18 protein-coding genes are annotated in these 15,026 nt (G+C 45.9%); all 18 read left to right on the top strand.

Annotated features, from left to right (window positions below; translation table 11 throughout):
* Nucleotides 1–97: 97 nt before the first annotated feature.
* The 18 genes from OKS35_RS07905 (at nt 98) to OKS35_RS07820 (ending at nt 14,986) form a co-directional block, all read left to right on the top strand.
* Nucleotides 98–778, top strand: a complete 681-nt coding sequence (locus tag OKS35_RS07905) for a response regulator transcription factor (RefSeq protein WP_214690600.1) — start codon at nt 98–100, stop codon at nt 776–778.
* 1 nt (nt 779) lies between these two features.
* Complete coding sequence (locus OKS35_RS07900; protein WP_214690601.1) at nt 780–1,784, top strand: sensor histidine kinase; 1,005 nt, start codon at nt 780–782, stop codon at nt 1,782–1,784.
* Between the two features lie 92 nt (nt 1,785–1,876).
* The gene (locus OKS35_RS07895) at nt 1,877–2,560 is read left to right on the top strand and encodes an ABC transporter ATP-binding protein (protein ID WP_074033830.1); all 684 of its coding nucleotides are present in this window, start codon (nt 1,877–1,879) and stop codon (nt 2,558–2,560) included.
* Nucleotides 2,557–5,127 (top strand): ABC transporter permease, encoded by a 2,571-nt coding sequence (locus OKS35_RS07890; protein WP_264092807.1) that lies wholly within the window; start codon nt 2,557–2,559, stop codon nt 5,125–5,127. The genes OKS35_RS07895 and OKS35_RS07890 overlap by 4 nt, the downstream gene beginning before the upstream one ends.
* Nucleotides 5,128–5,360: 233 nt before the next feature.
* On the top strand, nt 5,361–5,684 hold the full coding sequence (locus OKS35_RS07885; RefSeq protein ID WP_196431056.1) for a PadR family transcriptional regulator: 324 nt from the start codon (nt 5,361–5,363) through the stop codon (nt 5,682–5,684).
* On the top strand, nt 5,681–6,217 hold the full coding sequence (locus OKS35_RS07880) for a DUF2812 domain-containing protein (RefSeq protein ID WP_214690603.1): 537 nt from the start codon (nt 5,681–5,683) through the stop codon (nt 6,215–6,217). Before OKS35_RS07885 ends, OKS35_RS07880 begins: the two co-directional genes overlap by 4 nt.
* 23 nt (nt 6,218–6,240) lie before the next feature.
* A complete protein-coding gene (locus OKS35_RS07875; protein ID WP_159562700.1) occupies nt 6,241–6,411 on the top strand; it encodes a hypothetical protein in 171 nt (56 codons plus the stop codon).
* A 115-nt stretch (nt 6,412–6,526) separates the two neighbouring features.
* Nucleotides 6,527–7,069 carry an RNA polymerase sigma factor gene (locus OKS35_RS07870; RefSeq protein ID WP_078147384.1) on the top strand — a complete coding sequence of 181 codons (543 nt, stop codon included), beginning with the start codon at nt 6,527–6,529 and terminating at the stop codon, nt 7,067–7,069.
* Nucleotides 7,066–7,809 carry a hypothetical protein gene (locus OKS35_RS07865; protein WP_264092804.1) on the top strand — a complete coding sequence of 248 codons (744 nt, stop codon included), beginning with the start codon at nt 7,066–7,068 and terminating at the stop codon, nt 7,807–7,809. Before OKS35_RS07870 ends, OKS35_RS07865 begins: the two co-directional genes overlap by 4 nt.
* Before the next feature lie 33 nt (nt 7,810–7,842).
* Nucleotides 7,843–8,493 carry an SIMPL domain-containing protein gene (locus tag OKS35_RS07860; protein ID WP_264092803.1) on the top strand — a complete coding sequence of 217 codons (651 nt, stop codon included), beginning with the start codon at nt 7,843–7,845 and terminating at the stop codon, nt 8,491–8,493.
* Nucleotides 8,490–8,930 carry a hypothetical protein gene (locus OKS35_RS07855; protein ID WP_264092802.1) on the top strand — a complete coding sequence of 147 codons (441 nt, stop codon included), beginning with the start codon at nt 8,490–8,492 and terminating at the stop codon, nt 8,928–8,930. The genes OKS35_RS07860 and OKS35_RS07855 overlap by 4 nt, the downstream gene beginning before the upstream one ends.
* 56 nt (nt 8,931–8,986) lie before the next feature.
* Nucleotides 8,987–9,454 (top strand): flavodoxin family protein, encoded by a 468-nt coding sequence (locus tag OKS35_RS07850; protein WP_012727018.1) that lies wholly within the window; start codon nt 8,987–8,989, stop codon nt 9,452–9,454.
* Between the two features lie 113 nt (nt 9,455–9,567).
* Nucleotides 9,568–9,966: a hypothetical protein gene (locus OKS35_RS07845; protein ID WP_264093067.1), complete on the top strand. Its 399-nt coding sequence runs from the start codon at nt 9,568–9,570 to the stop codon at nt 9,964–9,966.
* A gap of 86 nt (nt 9,967–10,052) precedes the next feature.
* Nucleotides 10,053–11,165, top strand: a complete 1,113-nt coding sequence (locus tag OKS35_RS07840) for a M14 family metallopeptidase (protein WP_214781801.1) — start codon at nt 10,053–10,055, stop codon at nt 11,163–11,165.
* 75 nt (nt 11,166–11,240) lie between these two features.
* Nucleotides 11,241–12,044 carry an alpha/beta fold hydrolase gene (locus OKS35_RS07835; RefSeq protein ID WP_215243742.1) on the top strand — a complete coding sequence of 268 codons (804 nt, stop codon included), beginning with the start codon at nt 11,241–11,243 and terminating at the stop codon, nt 12,042–12,044.
* Between the two features lie 254 nt (nt 12,045–12,298).
* The gene (locus OKS35_RS07830; RefSeq protein ID WP_074036155.1) at nt 12,299–12,727 is read left to right on the top strand and encodes a CBS domain-containing protein; all 429 of its coding nucleotides are present in this window, start codon (nt 12,299–12,301) and stop codon (nt 12,725–12,727) included.
* Between the two features lie 75 nt (nt 12,728–12,802).
* Nucleotides 12,803–14,056 (top strand): hypothetical protein, encoded by a 1,254-nt coding sequence (locus OKS35_RS07825; protein ID WP_264092800.1) that lies wholly within the window; start codon nt 12,803–12,805, stop codon nt 14,054–14,056.
* 84 nt (nt 14,057–14,140) lie between these two features.
* Nucleotides 14,141–14,986, top strand: a complete 846-nt coding sequence (locus OKS35_RS07820; RefSeq protein WP_074036158.1) for a pentapeptide repeat-containing protein — start codon at nt 14,141–14,143, stop codon at nt 14,984–14,986.
* Nucleotides 14,987–15,026 lie beyond the last annotated feature (40 nt).

Genomic DNA, 15,026 nt, shown 5'->3' with positions numbered 1-15,026 from the left:
CCTCCCTGACGAGATTTCTCGTTAGGGATTTTTGATTTCTCACCTCACTTGAATAAAGACTGCTATATTATGGGGAGAAGAGTCAGGAGGGAATACCATGCATATTCTAATCGTAGAAGACGACCGGACGATCGCCTCCGGTCTCCAATATTCACTCGAACAAGAACAATTTAGAACAACGTTATGCCAAAACGTGGCTGACGCGACGCTTATGATTGAACAACAGTTACATACAATTGATTTATGCCTCTTTGATTTGTCACTGCCAGATGGGAGTGGATATGACTTATGTCGGCTCGTGAAGCAACAACAAGACATCCCTGTCATCTTTCTGACGGCATTCGATGATGAAGTGAATGTGGTGATGGGACTCGATATGGGAGCGGACGACTACATCACGAAACCGTTCCGTGTCCGAGAACTCGTTTCACGAATTCACTCGGTACTTCGTCGATACAATAAAAACGTACGCTCGCCTCTGTTGACGATTGGTCCAGTTGAAATCAATACGCAAGATGCAAAAGTAAAAAAGAATGGGGACGAAATTTTGTTGACAGCGCTCGAGTATCGTTTGTTGCTCATCTTTGGGAGGCATAAAGGGCAAGTGTTGTCACGGACCCAGCTACTCGATCAGATTTGGGATGTGGGTGGGGAATTCGTGAACGATAATACGTTGACCGTTTATATTAAGCGACTCCGCGAGAAACTAGAGGATGATCCACAACATCCGATGCTTATTACGACGGTGCGTGGAATCGGATACAAGGTGGAGCGTTAATATGTTGCGAAACCAAGAAATAAGAATATACTTGTTCACTTGTCTATTTTTTATTGGAATAGCTGTAGGTATTGCCGTCTTATTCATGTCCATAGAGACGGCCGTTCTGGTCGTCCTATTAGCAATCATACTTTTCGGCGTTACGTATCGTTTCACGGCATGGCGTTATCGAGAAATCGAGCAGCTCTCTGGATATCTTCAAGAAATCAGTAATGGCAACTATACATTGGATGTCCGTGATAATCGCGAAGGGGAGCTCAGTTTGTTAAAGAGCCAACTCTACAAAGTGACGAAAATGCTATCTGAACAAGGCGCGCATCTTGAAGAAGATAAACAGAAGTTAACGGATGCGATCTCCGATATCTCCCATCAATTGAAGACACCGCTCACCTCGATGACCGTCATGGCGGATCTCCTCAGTGACCCTCGTCTATCCGAGGAAAAGCGTCAAGAATTCACCCATAACGTACAAGTACAACTTGAACGAATGGAGTGGCTCTTGTCTTCTCTTCTCAAACTATCAAAAATTGATGCCGGGACAATACATTTCAAGCGCGAATTGGTATCTGTCCCTGCGCTCATTGAAGCCGTAGCGGAACCGATGCTCGTACCGATTGATATTAAAATGCAACGACTCCATGTTCAAGGCGAAAAAGATGTTACATTCGAGGGTGATTTGAAGTGGACGACAGAGGCACTCATCAACATCTTAAAAAATTGCGTGGAGCATACGCCGGAACAGGGCGACGTATTCATCGAGTTTAGTGAAAATACGCTGTATACAGAAATTGTGATTCGTGACACGGGGATTGGCGTCGCAAAACAAGACCTCCCGTACATTTTCCAACGGTTTTATAAAGGTATGAATGCGAGCGAAGAAAGTGTCGGGATTGGGCTTGCCATGGCACACAGTATCATTATGAGCCAGGAAGGTGAGTTGACTGTTCGAAGCGAACCTGGGGTCGGAACGGATTTTCATATTCGCTTCTATAAAGCAGTTGTCTGACCGCTAAGTGACGAAATCGTCACTTTCGAGTCACAGACGAGTCACACTCACTCGGTACACTCGAAGTAGATCAAGTACTGGAGGGTGCAAACATGAACATATTAGAAGTGCAAAACTTATCGAAAGTATACGGCAAGGACGAGATGGAGGTCAGAGCGCTCGATGACGTCTCGTTCACGGTGAAGAAAGGTGAATTTGTCTGTATCGTCGGGCCTTCGGGTTCGGGGAAATCGACATTGTTGCATTTACTTGGTGGTGTCGATGTGCCGACGAGTGGACAGGTGTTGATTGATCAAACAGACATTTATGCATTGGACGAGACGCAGCTTGCCATTTTCCGTCGTCGACAAATCGGTTTGATTTATCAGTTTTATAACTTGATTCCGATTTTAACGGTCGAAGAGAACATCACGTTACCGATGCTATTAGATGAACAAAAAGTGGATATCGCTCACTTGGAACGCATCATCGGCATCTTGGGCTTGTCAAACCGATTGACCCATTTACCAAATCAATTATCGGGAGGGCAACAGCAGCGCGTTTCCATCGGTCGGGCACTGATTAGTAATCCAGCTATTATCTTAGCCGACGAGCCGACAGGAAACTTGGATAGTCAAAATAGTGAAGAAATCATGAGCCTGTTAAAACTGTTCAATAAGAAATTCAATCAAACGCTCATCATCATTACCCATGACGAGCGGATTGCCTTACAGGCGGATCGTATCATTTCGATTGAAGATGGCAAGATTGCGAAGAATGAGGTCGTCCGCGCATGAACATCATCAATAAAATGACACTTCGGCATTTGCGCGAGAACAAACGACGCTCGCTTGTTACAATCATCGGAGTCATCATCTCTGTATCGATGATTACAGCTGTCACAACGCTCGGATCTTCTTTTTTGGATTTGATGATTCGTCAAGACATCGCAGATAACGGAGAATGGCATGTTCAGTATCTAGATACAAACGAAAAGCAAGTCGAAGCTATTCGGGATGATGCGAACACGAAGGCTGTCATCCTTTCAAATGATGGTTATGCTCAACTAGAAGAGTCACAAAATGCTTACAAACCATACTTATATGTTCGAAACTATAACACATCCGGATTGAAGAGTTTTCCAATTGACTTGACTGAGGGGCGTCTACCGGAAAAAGAAGGCGAAGTCGTCATTTCAGAAGGGATTCGCCAAAATGCCCTCGTCACCTATAACATCGGTGATGAATTGACACTTGAGATTGGAGAGCGGATTGATCCGTCATCAGGTCACGTGTTGACACAAAATGATGGTTTGATCCGAGAAGATGAGACGATTCTCGAACAATTAAACGTTGAGGATACGGTGACATTGACGGTTGTTGGAACGATTGCTCGACCTGACTGGGAACCGACTTGGTCGCCAGGGTATACAGTCGTCGGATTCATCGATGATCAAGAATTGAATGGAGCAAGAGTCGATACGTTCGTCGCCTTGAACGATGTAGACAACTCGATTTATTCGGAAGCGAAACAGTTGATGACCGAACAGAACATAGAACGTGTCGCCTACAATTCCTCGTTGCTTCGTTATTATGGAGTGACAAATGACGATGGCTTGCGTAAAACGCTATATGGATTTGGTGGAATCATCATGGCGGTCATTGTGATCGGTTCGATTTCTCTAATCTATAACGCATTCGCCATCAGTGTGTCGGAGCGTTCTCGTTACCTCGGAATGTTGGCAAGTGTCGGGGCTACGAAGCGACAAAAGCGGAACTCGGTCTATTTTGAAGGGATGGTTATTGGGGGAATTAGCATTCCACTCGGTATCCTGGCGGGAATTACGGGTATTGCGTTCACATTCCTATTCATCAATGCATTTGCCGAAAAAGCGTTAAACGTGACGGAGAAGTTTGAAGTTGTCGTCACACCGATTACTTTACTATTAACTCTCTTCATTTCGAGCGTAACCATTTTCATTTCCTGCTATCTTCCGGCGCGTCGAGCCTCAAAGATTTCTGCGATTGACGCCATTCGTCAAACGCAAGATGTACGATTGACGTCAAAACAAGTGAAGACGTCAAAACTAGTTCGTCGTCTTTTCGGTTTAGAAGCAGAGATTGGGTTGAAGAATACGAAGCGCAACCGTAAACGGTATCTGGTTACCGTCTTCTCGCTCGTCATCAGTATCGTCCTGTTTTTAGTGGTCAGTTACTTCACTGATCGTCTCGAACAGTCCCTTGACATGTCTCAAGCAGACTATGATTTCGATATTCTTGTGAATGGTTCAACGCTTGATCAAAATGATTTACGACGTTATGAATCGTTAGATCATGTGACGAACGGAACATATTTTGAAAATGCAACGGTCCAAACGATGGTCAGCAAATCTCAATTACCGAGTGCGATTACCAAGAACGAGAATTTGGCATCAACGATCGTTGACGGAAAATTTATGTACTACGTATCCCTCTATCAATTAGATGATGAAAGTTTCAATGCGTACTTGAAACAAATCGGAGCGCCTGTCAGTCGTTTTGAAGACGGGGACGTACCAGGAGCCGTCTTGATTGATGAGATCTCGTATCAAGACATGGATCAGAAAAAATTCATCACTTCAGAGACGGTCGAAACAGAAATCGGTGATACGTTTGAATTGAGGGACGAGAATGCAACGGGCGACGCGGCACCGCTTAAAACGATTCAAGTTGGCGCAATGACAGATATCGCCCCGACCGGTGTGATGACAGGTTCTCTTGGATGGCTAGATGTGATAGTACGAGAAGGGACGTTTGAAGAAGACGCAATCGGGGATTTGATGAAACAATCGAGTCCGTCAATCGCGTTGAATACAGATGACCCCGAGGACACACAACAAGTGATTGAAGCGGAACAGAATTTGGATTTGTATGTCTTTAACGTATCGGAACAACGGGAACAACAAGAACAGATGTTGTTGCTTTTATCAATATTTGTGTATGGGTTTATCGTGCTAATTTCGCTAATTTCGATTGCGAACATTTTTAATACGATTTCAACGAGCGTCTCACTTCGTCGTCGTGAGTTTGCGATGCTTCGTTCAGTTGGGATGACACCGAAAGGATTCAATAAGATGGTGTACTATGAAAGCATTTTTTATGGGGTGAAAGCCCTTGCGTATGGGATTCCCGTCAGTCTTCTCATCATGTACCTCATCTATCGAGCGCAAATCAATACGTTTGATGCTCCGTTTACCTTGCCGTGGAATAGCATTCTGTTTGTCGTCATCATGATTTTCATGATTGTGGGTGCCTCGATGCTATATTCCGTTTCAAAAATAAAGAAAGATAACATTATCGACCGATTGAAACAAGAAAATGATTAAGTAGATTATTGAAAAATTCATAATAAACCATGAAGTACACAACAAGGGGCTCAGTACATGCTGAGTCCCTTTTTTATGATGTCATGACAAACAAAACACGATTGCCAAAACGATACGAAGAACGACCAAAATAAAAATATTTTGTCACAGCTCTTGTCAATTAACCAAAAATAGGATATTTTTGATATATCGGATGACGATATAACGAAGAACGATACAAAGGAGCGGGATACGTGACACAACAGTCAAGTACAGGCGCATTAACCGAGGCGGTTTATTATATATTATTATCTCTGCAAGTCCCGAGGCATGGGTATGGGATGATGCAATTCGTTCAAGAATTGAGTAATGGGCGGGTCCAACTCGCGCCAGGTACGTTATACGGCGCCCTCAGTAGTCTAGTAGAGCGAGGTTGGATTCGGGCGCTCGAAGGTACGGGGCGGAAGAAAGAGTATGAAATCACGGCAACTGGTCGAGAGGCACTTCGGTCGGAATTAAGGCGACTAGAAGAACTGGTGCAGCACGGACATGAATGGACGAAGGAGTTGGATACATGAAGACGAAAACGGTCTATCGCATCTTTGTTGATTATGAGAAGGAAGAGAAGTGGCTCAATGAGATGGCTCAAACCGGTTGGGCGCTCGAATCCTTTCGTTTGATGCGATATGTGTTCAAACAAGTTGAACCTGGGACGTTCACGTATCGAATCGAATTGTTGTCCAACTTACCTTCTCACCCCGAGTCGAAGGCGTATATGGAATTCTTAGATGAAGTTGGAGTCGAAGTGGTCGATACGTCGTATCGGTGGATCTTTTTACGAAAACGAACGAGTGACGGACCGTTCCAATTGTATTCGGATTTTGATTCGATGATTCAGCGGGAGAAACGAATCATCCAACTGTATGGAGCAGTGGGACTCGCCAATTTTGTTGTGGTGATAGCGAATCTTTCCAATCCATATGCGCAGTGGACCATCCTATTGAACATAGCTGTCGTCGCGATGTTGGCTTATGCGGTCCAACATCATACTCGGAAAGTTAGGACACTAAAAGGTCTCAAAGCGATTGGAGAGATGAAGTCGTCAGATTGAGCGCATAGGTTAGGAGGAGCAAGATGGATTCACCAGAATGGAAAGATTGTATCATTTGTTTTGGGTTGATTGCGGGGACGACACTCGGTGTAATCCTCTCGTTCTTCTTTCATATTCAATTGACATATGGGATTGCGAGCGGGGCGATGATTGGCTACATTGGCGGGCTTGTCGTATCGATTTGGAAGCAATGATGAATCAGGATAACATTCCTCGTCTCGATGACGAGGTTTTTTTGATAGATTGTGACGGATGATATGAGATTGGGATCTATAGTTATAGAGGGGTTATTACGAAGGGGGTAACTGGATGGATGACCAGGTCATCATCGATTGGTACTGGGAACGATCGGAGTATGCGATTGTCGCGACGAAGAAGAAATACGGAAGCTATTGTCATCGTGTTTCTTATAATATTCTACAGAATCGCGAAGACACAGAGGAGTGTTTGAACGATTTATATATGAAAGCGTGGGAGTCGATCCCGCCGACACGTCCGCTTCGACTCGGTGCGTATTTGACGAAGATCGTGCGAAATCTCGCACTACAGCGTTATAAGAAGAATCATGCAAAAAAACGTGGCGGTGGGGAAGTACCGCTCGTCTATGAAGAACTAGAACATGTCCTTACGGAATCGATGAAAGACGAAGACCTCGTCGACGTGTTGAATGAATTTCTAGCAGACCTACCTCGACTGACAAGGGTGATGTTCATGCAACGTTATTTCTATTTACACTCGATTCAAGAAATTGCAACGACACATCAGCTCGGTGAGAGCCATGTCAAAATGACCTTGAAGCGCACGCGGGATGCGTTACAGCGAGCGCTTGAAGCAGAAGGAGTTCGCGTATGAAAAGTGAGCAGATCCTTCGACTACTCGGGGAAGTCGATGACCGGTATATAGAGGAATCGATGATGATAGAGCGAAAACCTTATCAACAACTGAAATGGGGAGCAGGACTCCTCATCGCTGTCGCTGCGGGATTCATGCTCTTCACATCGAATGTCTGGAACGAACAAATCCCGCTATCCACGGATTCTACTGCGACTTCCGTTCACATTGTCGATCAATCAAAAGTAAAACCAGATATTTCCGAGGAAAATATGATGGAGATGACAGAGGATGAACTATTCTCAAAATGGGATCCGGTCGTGGTCAGAGGAACGGTCACGGATATTTGGCATATCGAGATTGACTTCAACGGAGAGACAGAATATCAGTCTCTTATCAAGATACAGGTATCCAACGTGTATCGTGGGGATGTGCGAGTCGGGCAAGATTTGATTGTTCGTGCTGATGCCATCAAGGAAACCGGACAGACAACAGATGCGTCCGTTATCTCGCACGTGAAACAAGGCATGGAAGGGATTTTCATGCCGATTCCATACGATGACGAGTTTGTCTGGGAACAAAATGAAGCGACACTTCGATTGAAAGACATTGCCGATTACGGTTTTCCGGATGGGGAACGCTATCTGTTTTTAGATACGCCGAACGGATTGTTGTTCGAGCGGGATGCTTACCCGTCCTTACAAGGTTTGGACTCACTCGATGAAGTAGAGCACTGGATGATGACGCGATTTTCAGAATAATGGAGAACTCAAATCGATAAGGGGGAAATGGATATGGAACGGAAGATTACCGTAAAAGGGACAGGGAATGTCTCATCTCGACCTGATTTGATTGTGATTCACATGGACCTTCTCTCGAAAGCGCCACGATACGAAGATACGATGACCGAGGCGACAAGTGCGGTGTCCCATCTTCAAAAAGCCATCACGAGCGCAGGGTTTGACAAGACGGACCTTAAAACGAGTGACTTTTCCATCGATACGGAATATGAGAGCTATCGTGATCGAGATGAGAATTATCGGTCGCGGTTTGTCGGATACGTCTGTAAACAGAAGACGAAGCTCGAATTTGCGCTCGATACGTCCAAACTATCGGACGTCATCGAACAAATCAGTCAATCTCGCGCAAATCCTACACTCTCCATTCGTTTCACGATGAAAGACCCGAATACGATTGAAGATCAGCTATTGGTGAGTGCTGCGGAGAATGCGAAGAAACGAGCAGAACTCCTTGCGAAGGGAGCAGGCGCTGAACTAGGGGACTTGCTTCAAATTGACTACACGTGGGGGGAGATTCACCTGTTTTCGCCTACAAACGTCCTCTATAGTCAGGACGTCGTCTATTCGGAATCACGGATGCCCGAACTCGAACCAGATGACATTGAAGTCAGTGATTCGGCGACATTCGTCTGGAGTCTCAAATGAGGCGACTGATTTTCTTGATGCTCCTTTCACTCTCAATTACGCTACCCGCATCTGCCCTTTCCTGGGCCTATACGTTTGTCGTGTTCGACCGAAACGCATATGAAGTGCTCGACACAACGATCGAGGAGGATGCACTAGGTGACGTGATCGGTGAAGTGGAAACAGTGGTCAATGATGAGACGGGACGTTACTATGGGAATGCTTCGAACGGATATCCGATTGGGACGGTGTACCGTGAAGTCGACGGGGAGTCTGTGGAAGACGTCATTGCGGTCGAGGACGGTTCGGAGTGGAAGCGAGCGGAGTATCGATTCGAAGCACCGTATCATTCACGTGATTTTATCACTTTCTTCGGCTATTTGCTGCTCGGGATGGGCATCATCATGATAAGTTGGTCGTTCTTCAAGCGAAGTTCGCTGTACCAAAAAGAAGCATGAACGAACGTGAAAATGGGAACGGGAATAAAGAAAGGTTCGGTAAAGGGGGATTTATCATGAACATCTTGATTATTTTTGACTCACTATATGGTCATACTGAAAAGATTGCTCATGCGATGCAGCAAGAGCTGTCGAAAGACCATGAGGCACGTATGGAACACGTATTGAATATTGGATTAGGCGACTTGGCACATGTCGACCTGGTCATCATCGGCTCACCGACACATGGGGGATACGAAACGGAAGACATTAAAGTATTTTTGGACGGAATTTCGGACAATGCGTTACGAGGGAAACGGACGGCTGCCTTTGACACGAGTGTCGTCAAAGAGAAACAGAATCCGATACTTGGTAAAATCATTGATTGGTTCGGTCATGCCGTCAATCGGGTCGAAGGGGAAATGATTGAAAAAGGGGCGACGGGTGTCCAAAAAGAGTCGTTCCTCGTCGATGGGACGACGGAGATGTTGAAGGAAGGCGAACTCGAACGCGCGAAAGCGTGGGCGCGTGAGTTGGTCGGATAATACACGAAACGCATTCTGATAACAGAGTGCGTTTTTTAGTTGAAGAGGACGAGAAGAAGAGAAAAGCGGGTAAATATATAGTATTCAACTCTTCAGAGAGGAAGCTGGTTGTGATGAAAAAAATGGAGCGGGATGTATTGGTCGGTTGGATTGTCGTCGTGCTTGTCCTCTTGATGCATTTTCTGATCACCATGTCTCTTGGCAACTCGTACTTTGCTGAAAGTTCGTTGAATCGAATGTTGTGGCTTTCGAGTTTTCCGGCATTCTTAATCGCATTCGTCGCAGCCTTCTTCCAAAAAACGAACACTGTCTTCCTAACGGTTCGTCGTGGGCTACTGTGGACCATCGAGTTGATGGTCGCCTTCACCATTCTCGCTTGGGTGTTCCGTTCTTTCGAAGGACTGTATGCGAATGCTGGTCTCTACTGGTTGTTCGGTGCCGTCTTAATTGGACCAATCTTTTATATGATGGCGTTCCGACGTCAACATTCGAAACGAATCCGCACCCCTTGATTGAAACGCTTCCTCTCAAAGGAGGCGTTTTTAGATTGCCTCAGGATGGGAAAGGATAGAGAGAAGAGAGATTGGAGGAGAGTGCGATGAGCCAGTATTTTTCATCATCTTACGAAGAGTCGCGAGAGAAGTTCTTGAACTTACTGTCTGAAGTGAAACGATTTTATCCGAAAGCGGAGCTGTTGACACACTCGATCGGGGATGAGAGTATCGACGTCATTTTAGGAGAACCGAAACGAGAACGAAAAGCGATGATTCTCATGACGATCGGGGAACATGGGATTGAAGGGTATGCGGGCGCCGCGGTGACCCATCAATTTGTACAAACGCAACTCGCGCATGTCCATCATGAGACGACGGGGATTTGTCTCATACATGCAGTGAATCCATGGGGGATGAAACACTTTCGACGTGTCAATGAACACAATGTCGATTTGAACAGAAATTACGTCATTGATCGTGAGTCGATCCCATATAACGTGAACCGTGAATATGAGCTGATGCGCCATCTCTTCGTACCGGATGGAGTAATTGACGACTACCATGAGGCGCGTGAACAGATCTATTCATTTCTCGGCTCTGGAATTAAGCTTGATGGCTTCAAAGCGATGAGTGGAGCAAAAGGGATGGGTCAATATCAATTCCCGAAAGGTGTGTATTACGGGGGAGAAGAAGACGAACCGTCTGCCATCTTTTTAAAAGGGATTCAACATGATTTACTTGAGCGCTACGGAAAAGTCGTCCATCTCGATTGGCATACCGCACTCGGACCGACGAACGAGGTCACGATGGTCATCAGCAAACGGGACGGTCGCACGGAAGATGAGTTAAAACAAGCGTACGGTCTAGACAACGTCAACGTGTATGACCCGGACGAGGTACTCGGAGATTCGACGAATCATTTTTACTACGTGCGCGATACGGAATACCCGGACAAGGGTCTCGTTTCTGCCTTATTTGAATTCGGTACGTTTGGGACGTCGACAAAAGCATCCATCCGTGAATTTTTAACGATTATTTTAGAGAACCGGCTGTACTTTGAAGGGACAAAGGACCCTGAGGCACGAAACGGTATTCAAAACGAATTCATGGCGATGTTCTATCCGGAAAACGCGGATTGGCGAGAAGCTGTTTTACGAGAAGGAGCGAAAGCCGTTGAAGGTTATCTAAAAGGTGAAGCGCTCTGGCGCGACACATAAGAGGGTTTCTCGAAGTCGGAATAGGGAATAATGAGGTTGTGAGTGTTTTCGCTAAATAATGACTGTGGAGGTTGGATGATGGGATATATTACAGCACATGACGGTACAAATCTATACGTAGAGGATGTCGGGTCTGGGGAACCGATTGTCTTCTTGCACGGCTGGCCAGCAAACAACAATATGTTCGAGTATCAGAAGAATGCGCTCGTCGAAGCGGGATATCGCTACATCGGCATTGATTTCAGAGGATACGGGAAATCTGATGCCCCGGCGACAGGTTATGACTATGAGACAATGGCGTCTGATGTGCATATGGTCGTCTACGGACTTGGCTTAAAAAACTTCACGCTCGTCGGTTTTTCAATGGGTGGGGCGATTGCAGTTCGCTACGCAGCCGACTATAAAGAGGATGGACTCAACAAATTGGTCTTGGCCGGAGCCGCGGCACCAATCTTCACACAGCGTGCAGATTATCCATATGGAATGACAACGGACGAAGTCGACGCATTGATTGACGATACACGGGCAGACCGACCGAAGATGCTCGAAGGGTTCGGAGAAATCTTCTTCGAGAAAGAACATTCGAAACCGATGCAAAACTGGTTCCACCATCTCGCGCTCGTCGCGTCGAGCCATGGGACGATTGCCTCGGCACAGGCGTTACGTGACGAAGATTTGCGAGATGCCTTGCCGAAAATTGATGTCGAGACGTTGATCATCCATGGGGTGCATGACAAGATCTGTCCTTTCGCATTCGCCGAGCAGATGGAACAAGGCATCTCGAACGCGCGAATCGAGCGCTTTGAAGAGAGTGGACACGGTACGGTGCTGGATGAACGAGAGAAATTTAACGATACGTTGTTGCAGTTTGTTCAATAATCGATGGCCTCCGAATCGGGGGCTTTTTGTATGTCGATAAGGGTAAGAACCAACAAAAACGGGTATAATTCAATTGGAGTTCCCTTCCATTTTTTGAATCACTGAAACATCGCTGTGACTAGAGTCACGATGTTTTTTTGTGTTGTTTTGGAGAAAGGGGGATAAAACCAGATTAGAACATGGATTTAGTTCAACCTGTCCTACCATTCATGGTACAATAGCGGGGTGGATTAACAGATTGAGGAGAGATTTAAATGAATATCGCTTTCTTTTTATATCCGAAAGAAGACGTCAAATATTTGGACCCCGAATCAACGGTACGACAAGCACTTGAAAAGATGAAGCATCATCGATTCACGTCTGTCCCACTCGTTTCGGAGAACGGATTTTACGCCGGGACGATGACAGAGGGGGATTTACTCTGGGCACTCGCAGAACAGCTTCGCGGGGAAGAAGACTATGAAAAAGTGCTCCGGACACGTCTAAAAGACATCAAGCAACGTGTTCGCTATAAGCCGGTCTCGATTACGGCACAAATTGAAGAGCTCGTCGATGCGATCACGGACCAAAACTTCGTGCCGGTCGTCGATGATGGAAAGTATTTCATCGGCATCATCCGACGCCGTGACATCATCGAGTATTACTCGACAAAGTTGAAACAATTGGAAGATAAAGTGAACTAAGACAGTAAACCAATCTGAAAAAATCAGGTTGGTTTTTGTATGTATGAATACAAACAGCAGGGAGGAAAGCTATCGATGGAAGCACGAGTCATTGAATCGATTGAGTTATGGTTTCAAGAAGCAGGGTCTGAGGAAGCAGTGAACTTTATTGATTTCATGCTGTTTTTAAACGAGTCCGCCTACTCTTTACTCCATCGCGACACGCTACATGGAATCTTGACGTATCATGTCCGATATGAAGACGGTACCTCTCAGTCTGTTTCATACGACAAAGATGAGTGGATTGACTATAAACGGAATGAATGGCAAACAGGTATGAATGGCGGTGAGTGGATATGGTGGCTTGTCGAACGGTGGCGTTTTGTTGTGGAGTGGCGCAACGGTCGGGACTTCCGGACGGGTAACATACTCGAGGAAAACGACTATGGAATAGTTCCTTACGGTAAAATTCAAGACCTCGACATCCTACTATATTCAATTATTGAAAATGATACGCTTAACACAAAAGCATTAATCAAAAAGGGATATTACCATGACCCGCTGTTAAATGAGTGGATTGCAATTCCAAATTCAACGGATTGCCTACGACCACTCGTATTGGCCTTCTGTTATGACGAAGGAATCATCAAAGCACCCCGAACCATCAAACAGATTGATGTGACTTTTATCGATTTGATGACAGGAAAGGTCCAATCGCTTGCGAATGCACTTGAAACATATGAGAAGCCGGCAAATCTCGATTTAGATGATATGGAGTATCGCGATGACATGTTTTATCGTGATACGTCAATTCAAGGGACGATTCGTTATGAAGTAACGTATAAGGACGGAAGAGTCCAATATGTCGAACATGACAAATCAGAAATATTTATGGACTGGGATATGGCAATCATCGATTGGTTTTTTCATCACTGGGAAAATCTGTACGAAGCTTATTCCGAAAAATCTTTTCCATCAGGTCGGCCGTTACAACGTTTTGAATCAAAATTTGATTACTGGAAAGCCATGCTATCTCCTGAAGAATGGGAAGAGTTTATTCATTCAACAGATCCCTTCGACCAGCGACTTTTAACGGATTGGGAACCACATGATGAGATTCAAGATGCAAAAGAGCAGTTTGAGATGATGTTTCATCAAGCAGCGGAGCTCTACCTTGAGGATTTGCGTCACGGATTCTATGAAGATCAACTGTTAGAAGAGCGGATTGACGTCAAAAGCTCGTTCGATGCTGTGATTGCGCTTTACAAAGAAATATCCGAGGCAGAGCAGAAAAGGCGAACGAGGGAGCAACTGCTTTATGGGGAAAAGGATGAAAGCAACGCTAATTGATTGAATAAAGACTATGGAAAAATAGGGACATTCCTTATACTTATACGTATAGAGTCAAGACATACAAGGAAGGAGTGACAATGAATGGCGATGCCCGATCTGCATATGCTGCGTGAATCGCTCAAACCGGATTGTGCGAATTGTTTCGGTCTCTGTTGTGTGGCGTTCCACTACTTGAAGTCTGAGGATTTCCCGATTGATAAACCCGCAGGACAGCCGTGTGTCCATTTGGCAGATTCGTATGCCTGCAACATCCATTCCGAACTGCGTGAGCGAGGCTTCAAAGGATGTACGGTGTACGACTGTCTCGGGGCCGGGCAGTTCGTGTCACAAGTGACGTTTCACGGACGAAGCTGGCGGGAGGACGATGTAGACGGCACGCGTATGTTCGCGACGGTACCAATCATGAACCAAGTCCATGAGCTGTTGCTCTACATCACTGACATCCTGACCTGGGAGATTCCTGGGCACGATGCTCGGTTACTCGAGACGTTATTGGGAGAGCTACTGGCTTTCCGTGAGTTGCCGCCTGAACAGTTGACCGGGACGGCGCTGATGGCATTCCGACAACAAGCCCGCCCATTGTTCGTCCGACTCAGTCAGCATATACGTGTGGAAGGATTGAAACAGGACGACCTGAAGTTGACGTCACGACACGAACAAGACCGGGCCGATTTGATTGGTCGAAACTTGAGTCGACACGATGTCAGAGGCACGTGTTACCGGGGTGCCCTGTTGATTGGCGCTAACTTACGTGGGCAAGACCTGTCCTATGTCGACTTCATGGGCGCCGACGTACGAGATCTCGATGTGCGAGGAGCTGTATTAACCGACGGTCTGTTTTTGACACAGATGCAAGTGAACGCGATGAAAGGGGACCGGCAGACAAGACTGGCACCCGTTTACACGCGACCGAGCCATTGGCTGTAACGCAAAAGACGACTTTCACGGGGGAGGTCGTCTTTTTGAA

The sequence above is a fragment of the Exiguobacterium sp. N5 genome (genome assembly GCF_025842465.1).
Lineage (GTDB): Bacteria > Bacillota > Bacilli > Exiguobacteriales > Exiguobacteriaceae > Exiguobacterium > Exiguobacterium profundum.
The sequence above is the reverse complement of the archived record's forward strand: the minus strand, read 5'-3'. Positions and strand labels throughout refer to the sequence as shown.

Excerpts from the sequence above, each read along its gene's own strand:
- OKS35_RS07875 (WP_159562700.1), top strand. The coding sequence starts at position 6,241 with ATGGATTCACCAGAATGGAAAGATTGTATCATTTGTTTTGGGTTGATT.
- OKS35_RS07825 (WP_264092800.1), top strand. The coding sequence starts at position 12,803 with ATGGAAGCACGAGTCATTGAATCGATTGAGTTATGGTTTCAAGAAGCA.
- OKS35_RS07820 (WP_074036158.1), top strand. The coding sequence starts at position 14,141 with ATGGCGATGCCCGATCTGCATATGCTGCGTGAATCGCTCAAACCGGAT.
- OKS35_RS07830 (WP_074036155.1), top strand. The coding sequence starts at position 12,299 with ATGAATATCGCTTTCTTTTTATATCCGAAAGAAGACGTCAAATATTTG.
- OKS35_RS07865 (WP_264092804.1), top strand. The coding sequence starts at position 7,066 with ATGAAAAGTGAGCAGATCCTTCGACTACTCGGGGAAGTCGATGACCGG.
- OKS35_RS07895 (WP_074033830.1), top strand. The coding sequence starts at position 1,877 with ATGAACATATTAGAAGTGCAAAACTTATCGAAAGTATACGGCAAGGAC.
- OKS35_RS07835 (WP_215243742.1), top strand. The coding sequence starts at position 11,241 with ATGATGGGATATATTACAGCACATGACGGTACAAATCTATACGTAGAG.
- OKS35_RS07860 (WP_264092803.1), top strand. The coding sequence starts at position 7,843 with ATGGAACGGAAGATTACCGTAAAAGGGACAGGGAATGTCTCATCTCGA.
- OKS35_RS07870 (WP_078147384.1), top strand. The coding sequence starts at position 6,527 with ATGGATGACCAGGTCATCATCGATTGGTACTGGGAACGATCGGAGTAT.
- OKS35_RS07900 (WP_214690601.1), top strand. The coding sequence starts at position 780 with ATGTTGCGAAACCAAGAAATAAGAATATACTTGTTCACTTGTCTATTT.
- OKS35_RS07845 (WP_264093067.1), top strand. The coding sequence starts at position 9,568 with ATGAAAAAAATGGAGCGGGATGTATTGGTCGGTTGGATTGTCGTCGTG.
- OKS35_RS07855 (WP_264092802.1), top strand. The coding sequence starts at position 8,490 with ATGAGGCGACTGATTTTCTTGATGCTCCTTTCACTCTCAATTACGCTA.
- OKS35_RS07905 (WP_214690600.1), top strand. The coding sequence starts at position 98 with ATGCATATTCTAATCGTAGAAGACGACCGGACGATCGCCTCCGGTCTC.
- OKS35_RS07850 (WP_012727018.1), top strand. The coding sequence starts at position 8,987 with ATGAACATCTTGATTATTTTTGACTCACTATATGGTCATACTGAAAAG.
- OKS35_RS07840 (WP_214781801.1), top strand. The coding sequence starts at position 10,053 with ATGAGCCAGTATTTTTCATCATCTTACGAAGAGTCGCGAGAGAAGTTC.
- OKS35_RS07880 (WP_214690603.1), top strand. The coding sequence starts at position 5,681 with ATGAAGACGAAAACGGTCTATCGCATCTTTGTTGATTATGAGAAGGAA.
- OKS35_RS07890 (WP_264092807.1), top strand. The coding sequence starts at position 2,557 with ATGAACATCATCAATAAAATGACACTTCGGCATTTGCGCGAGAACAAA.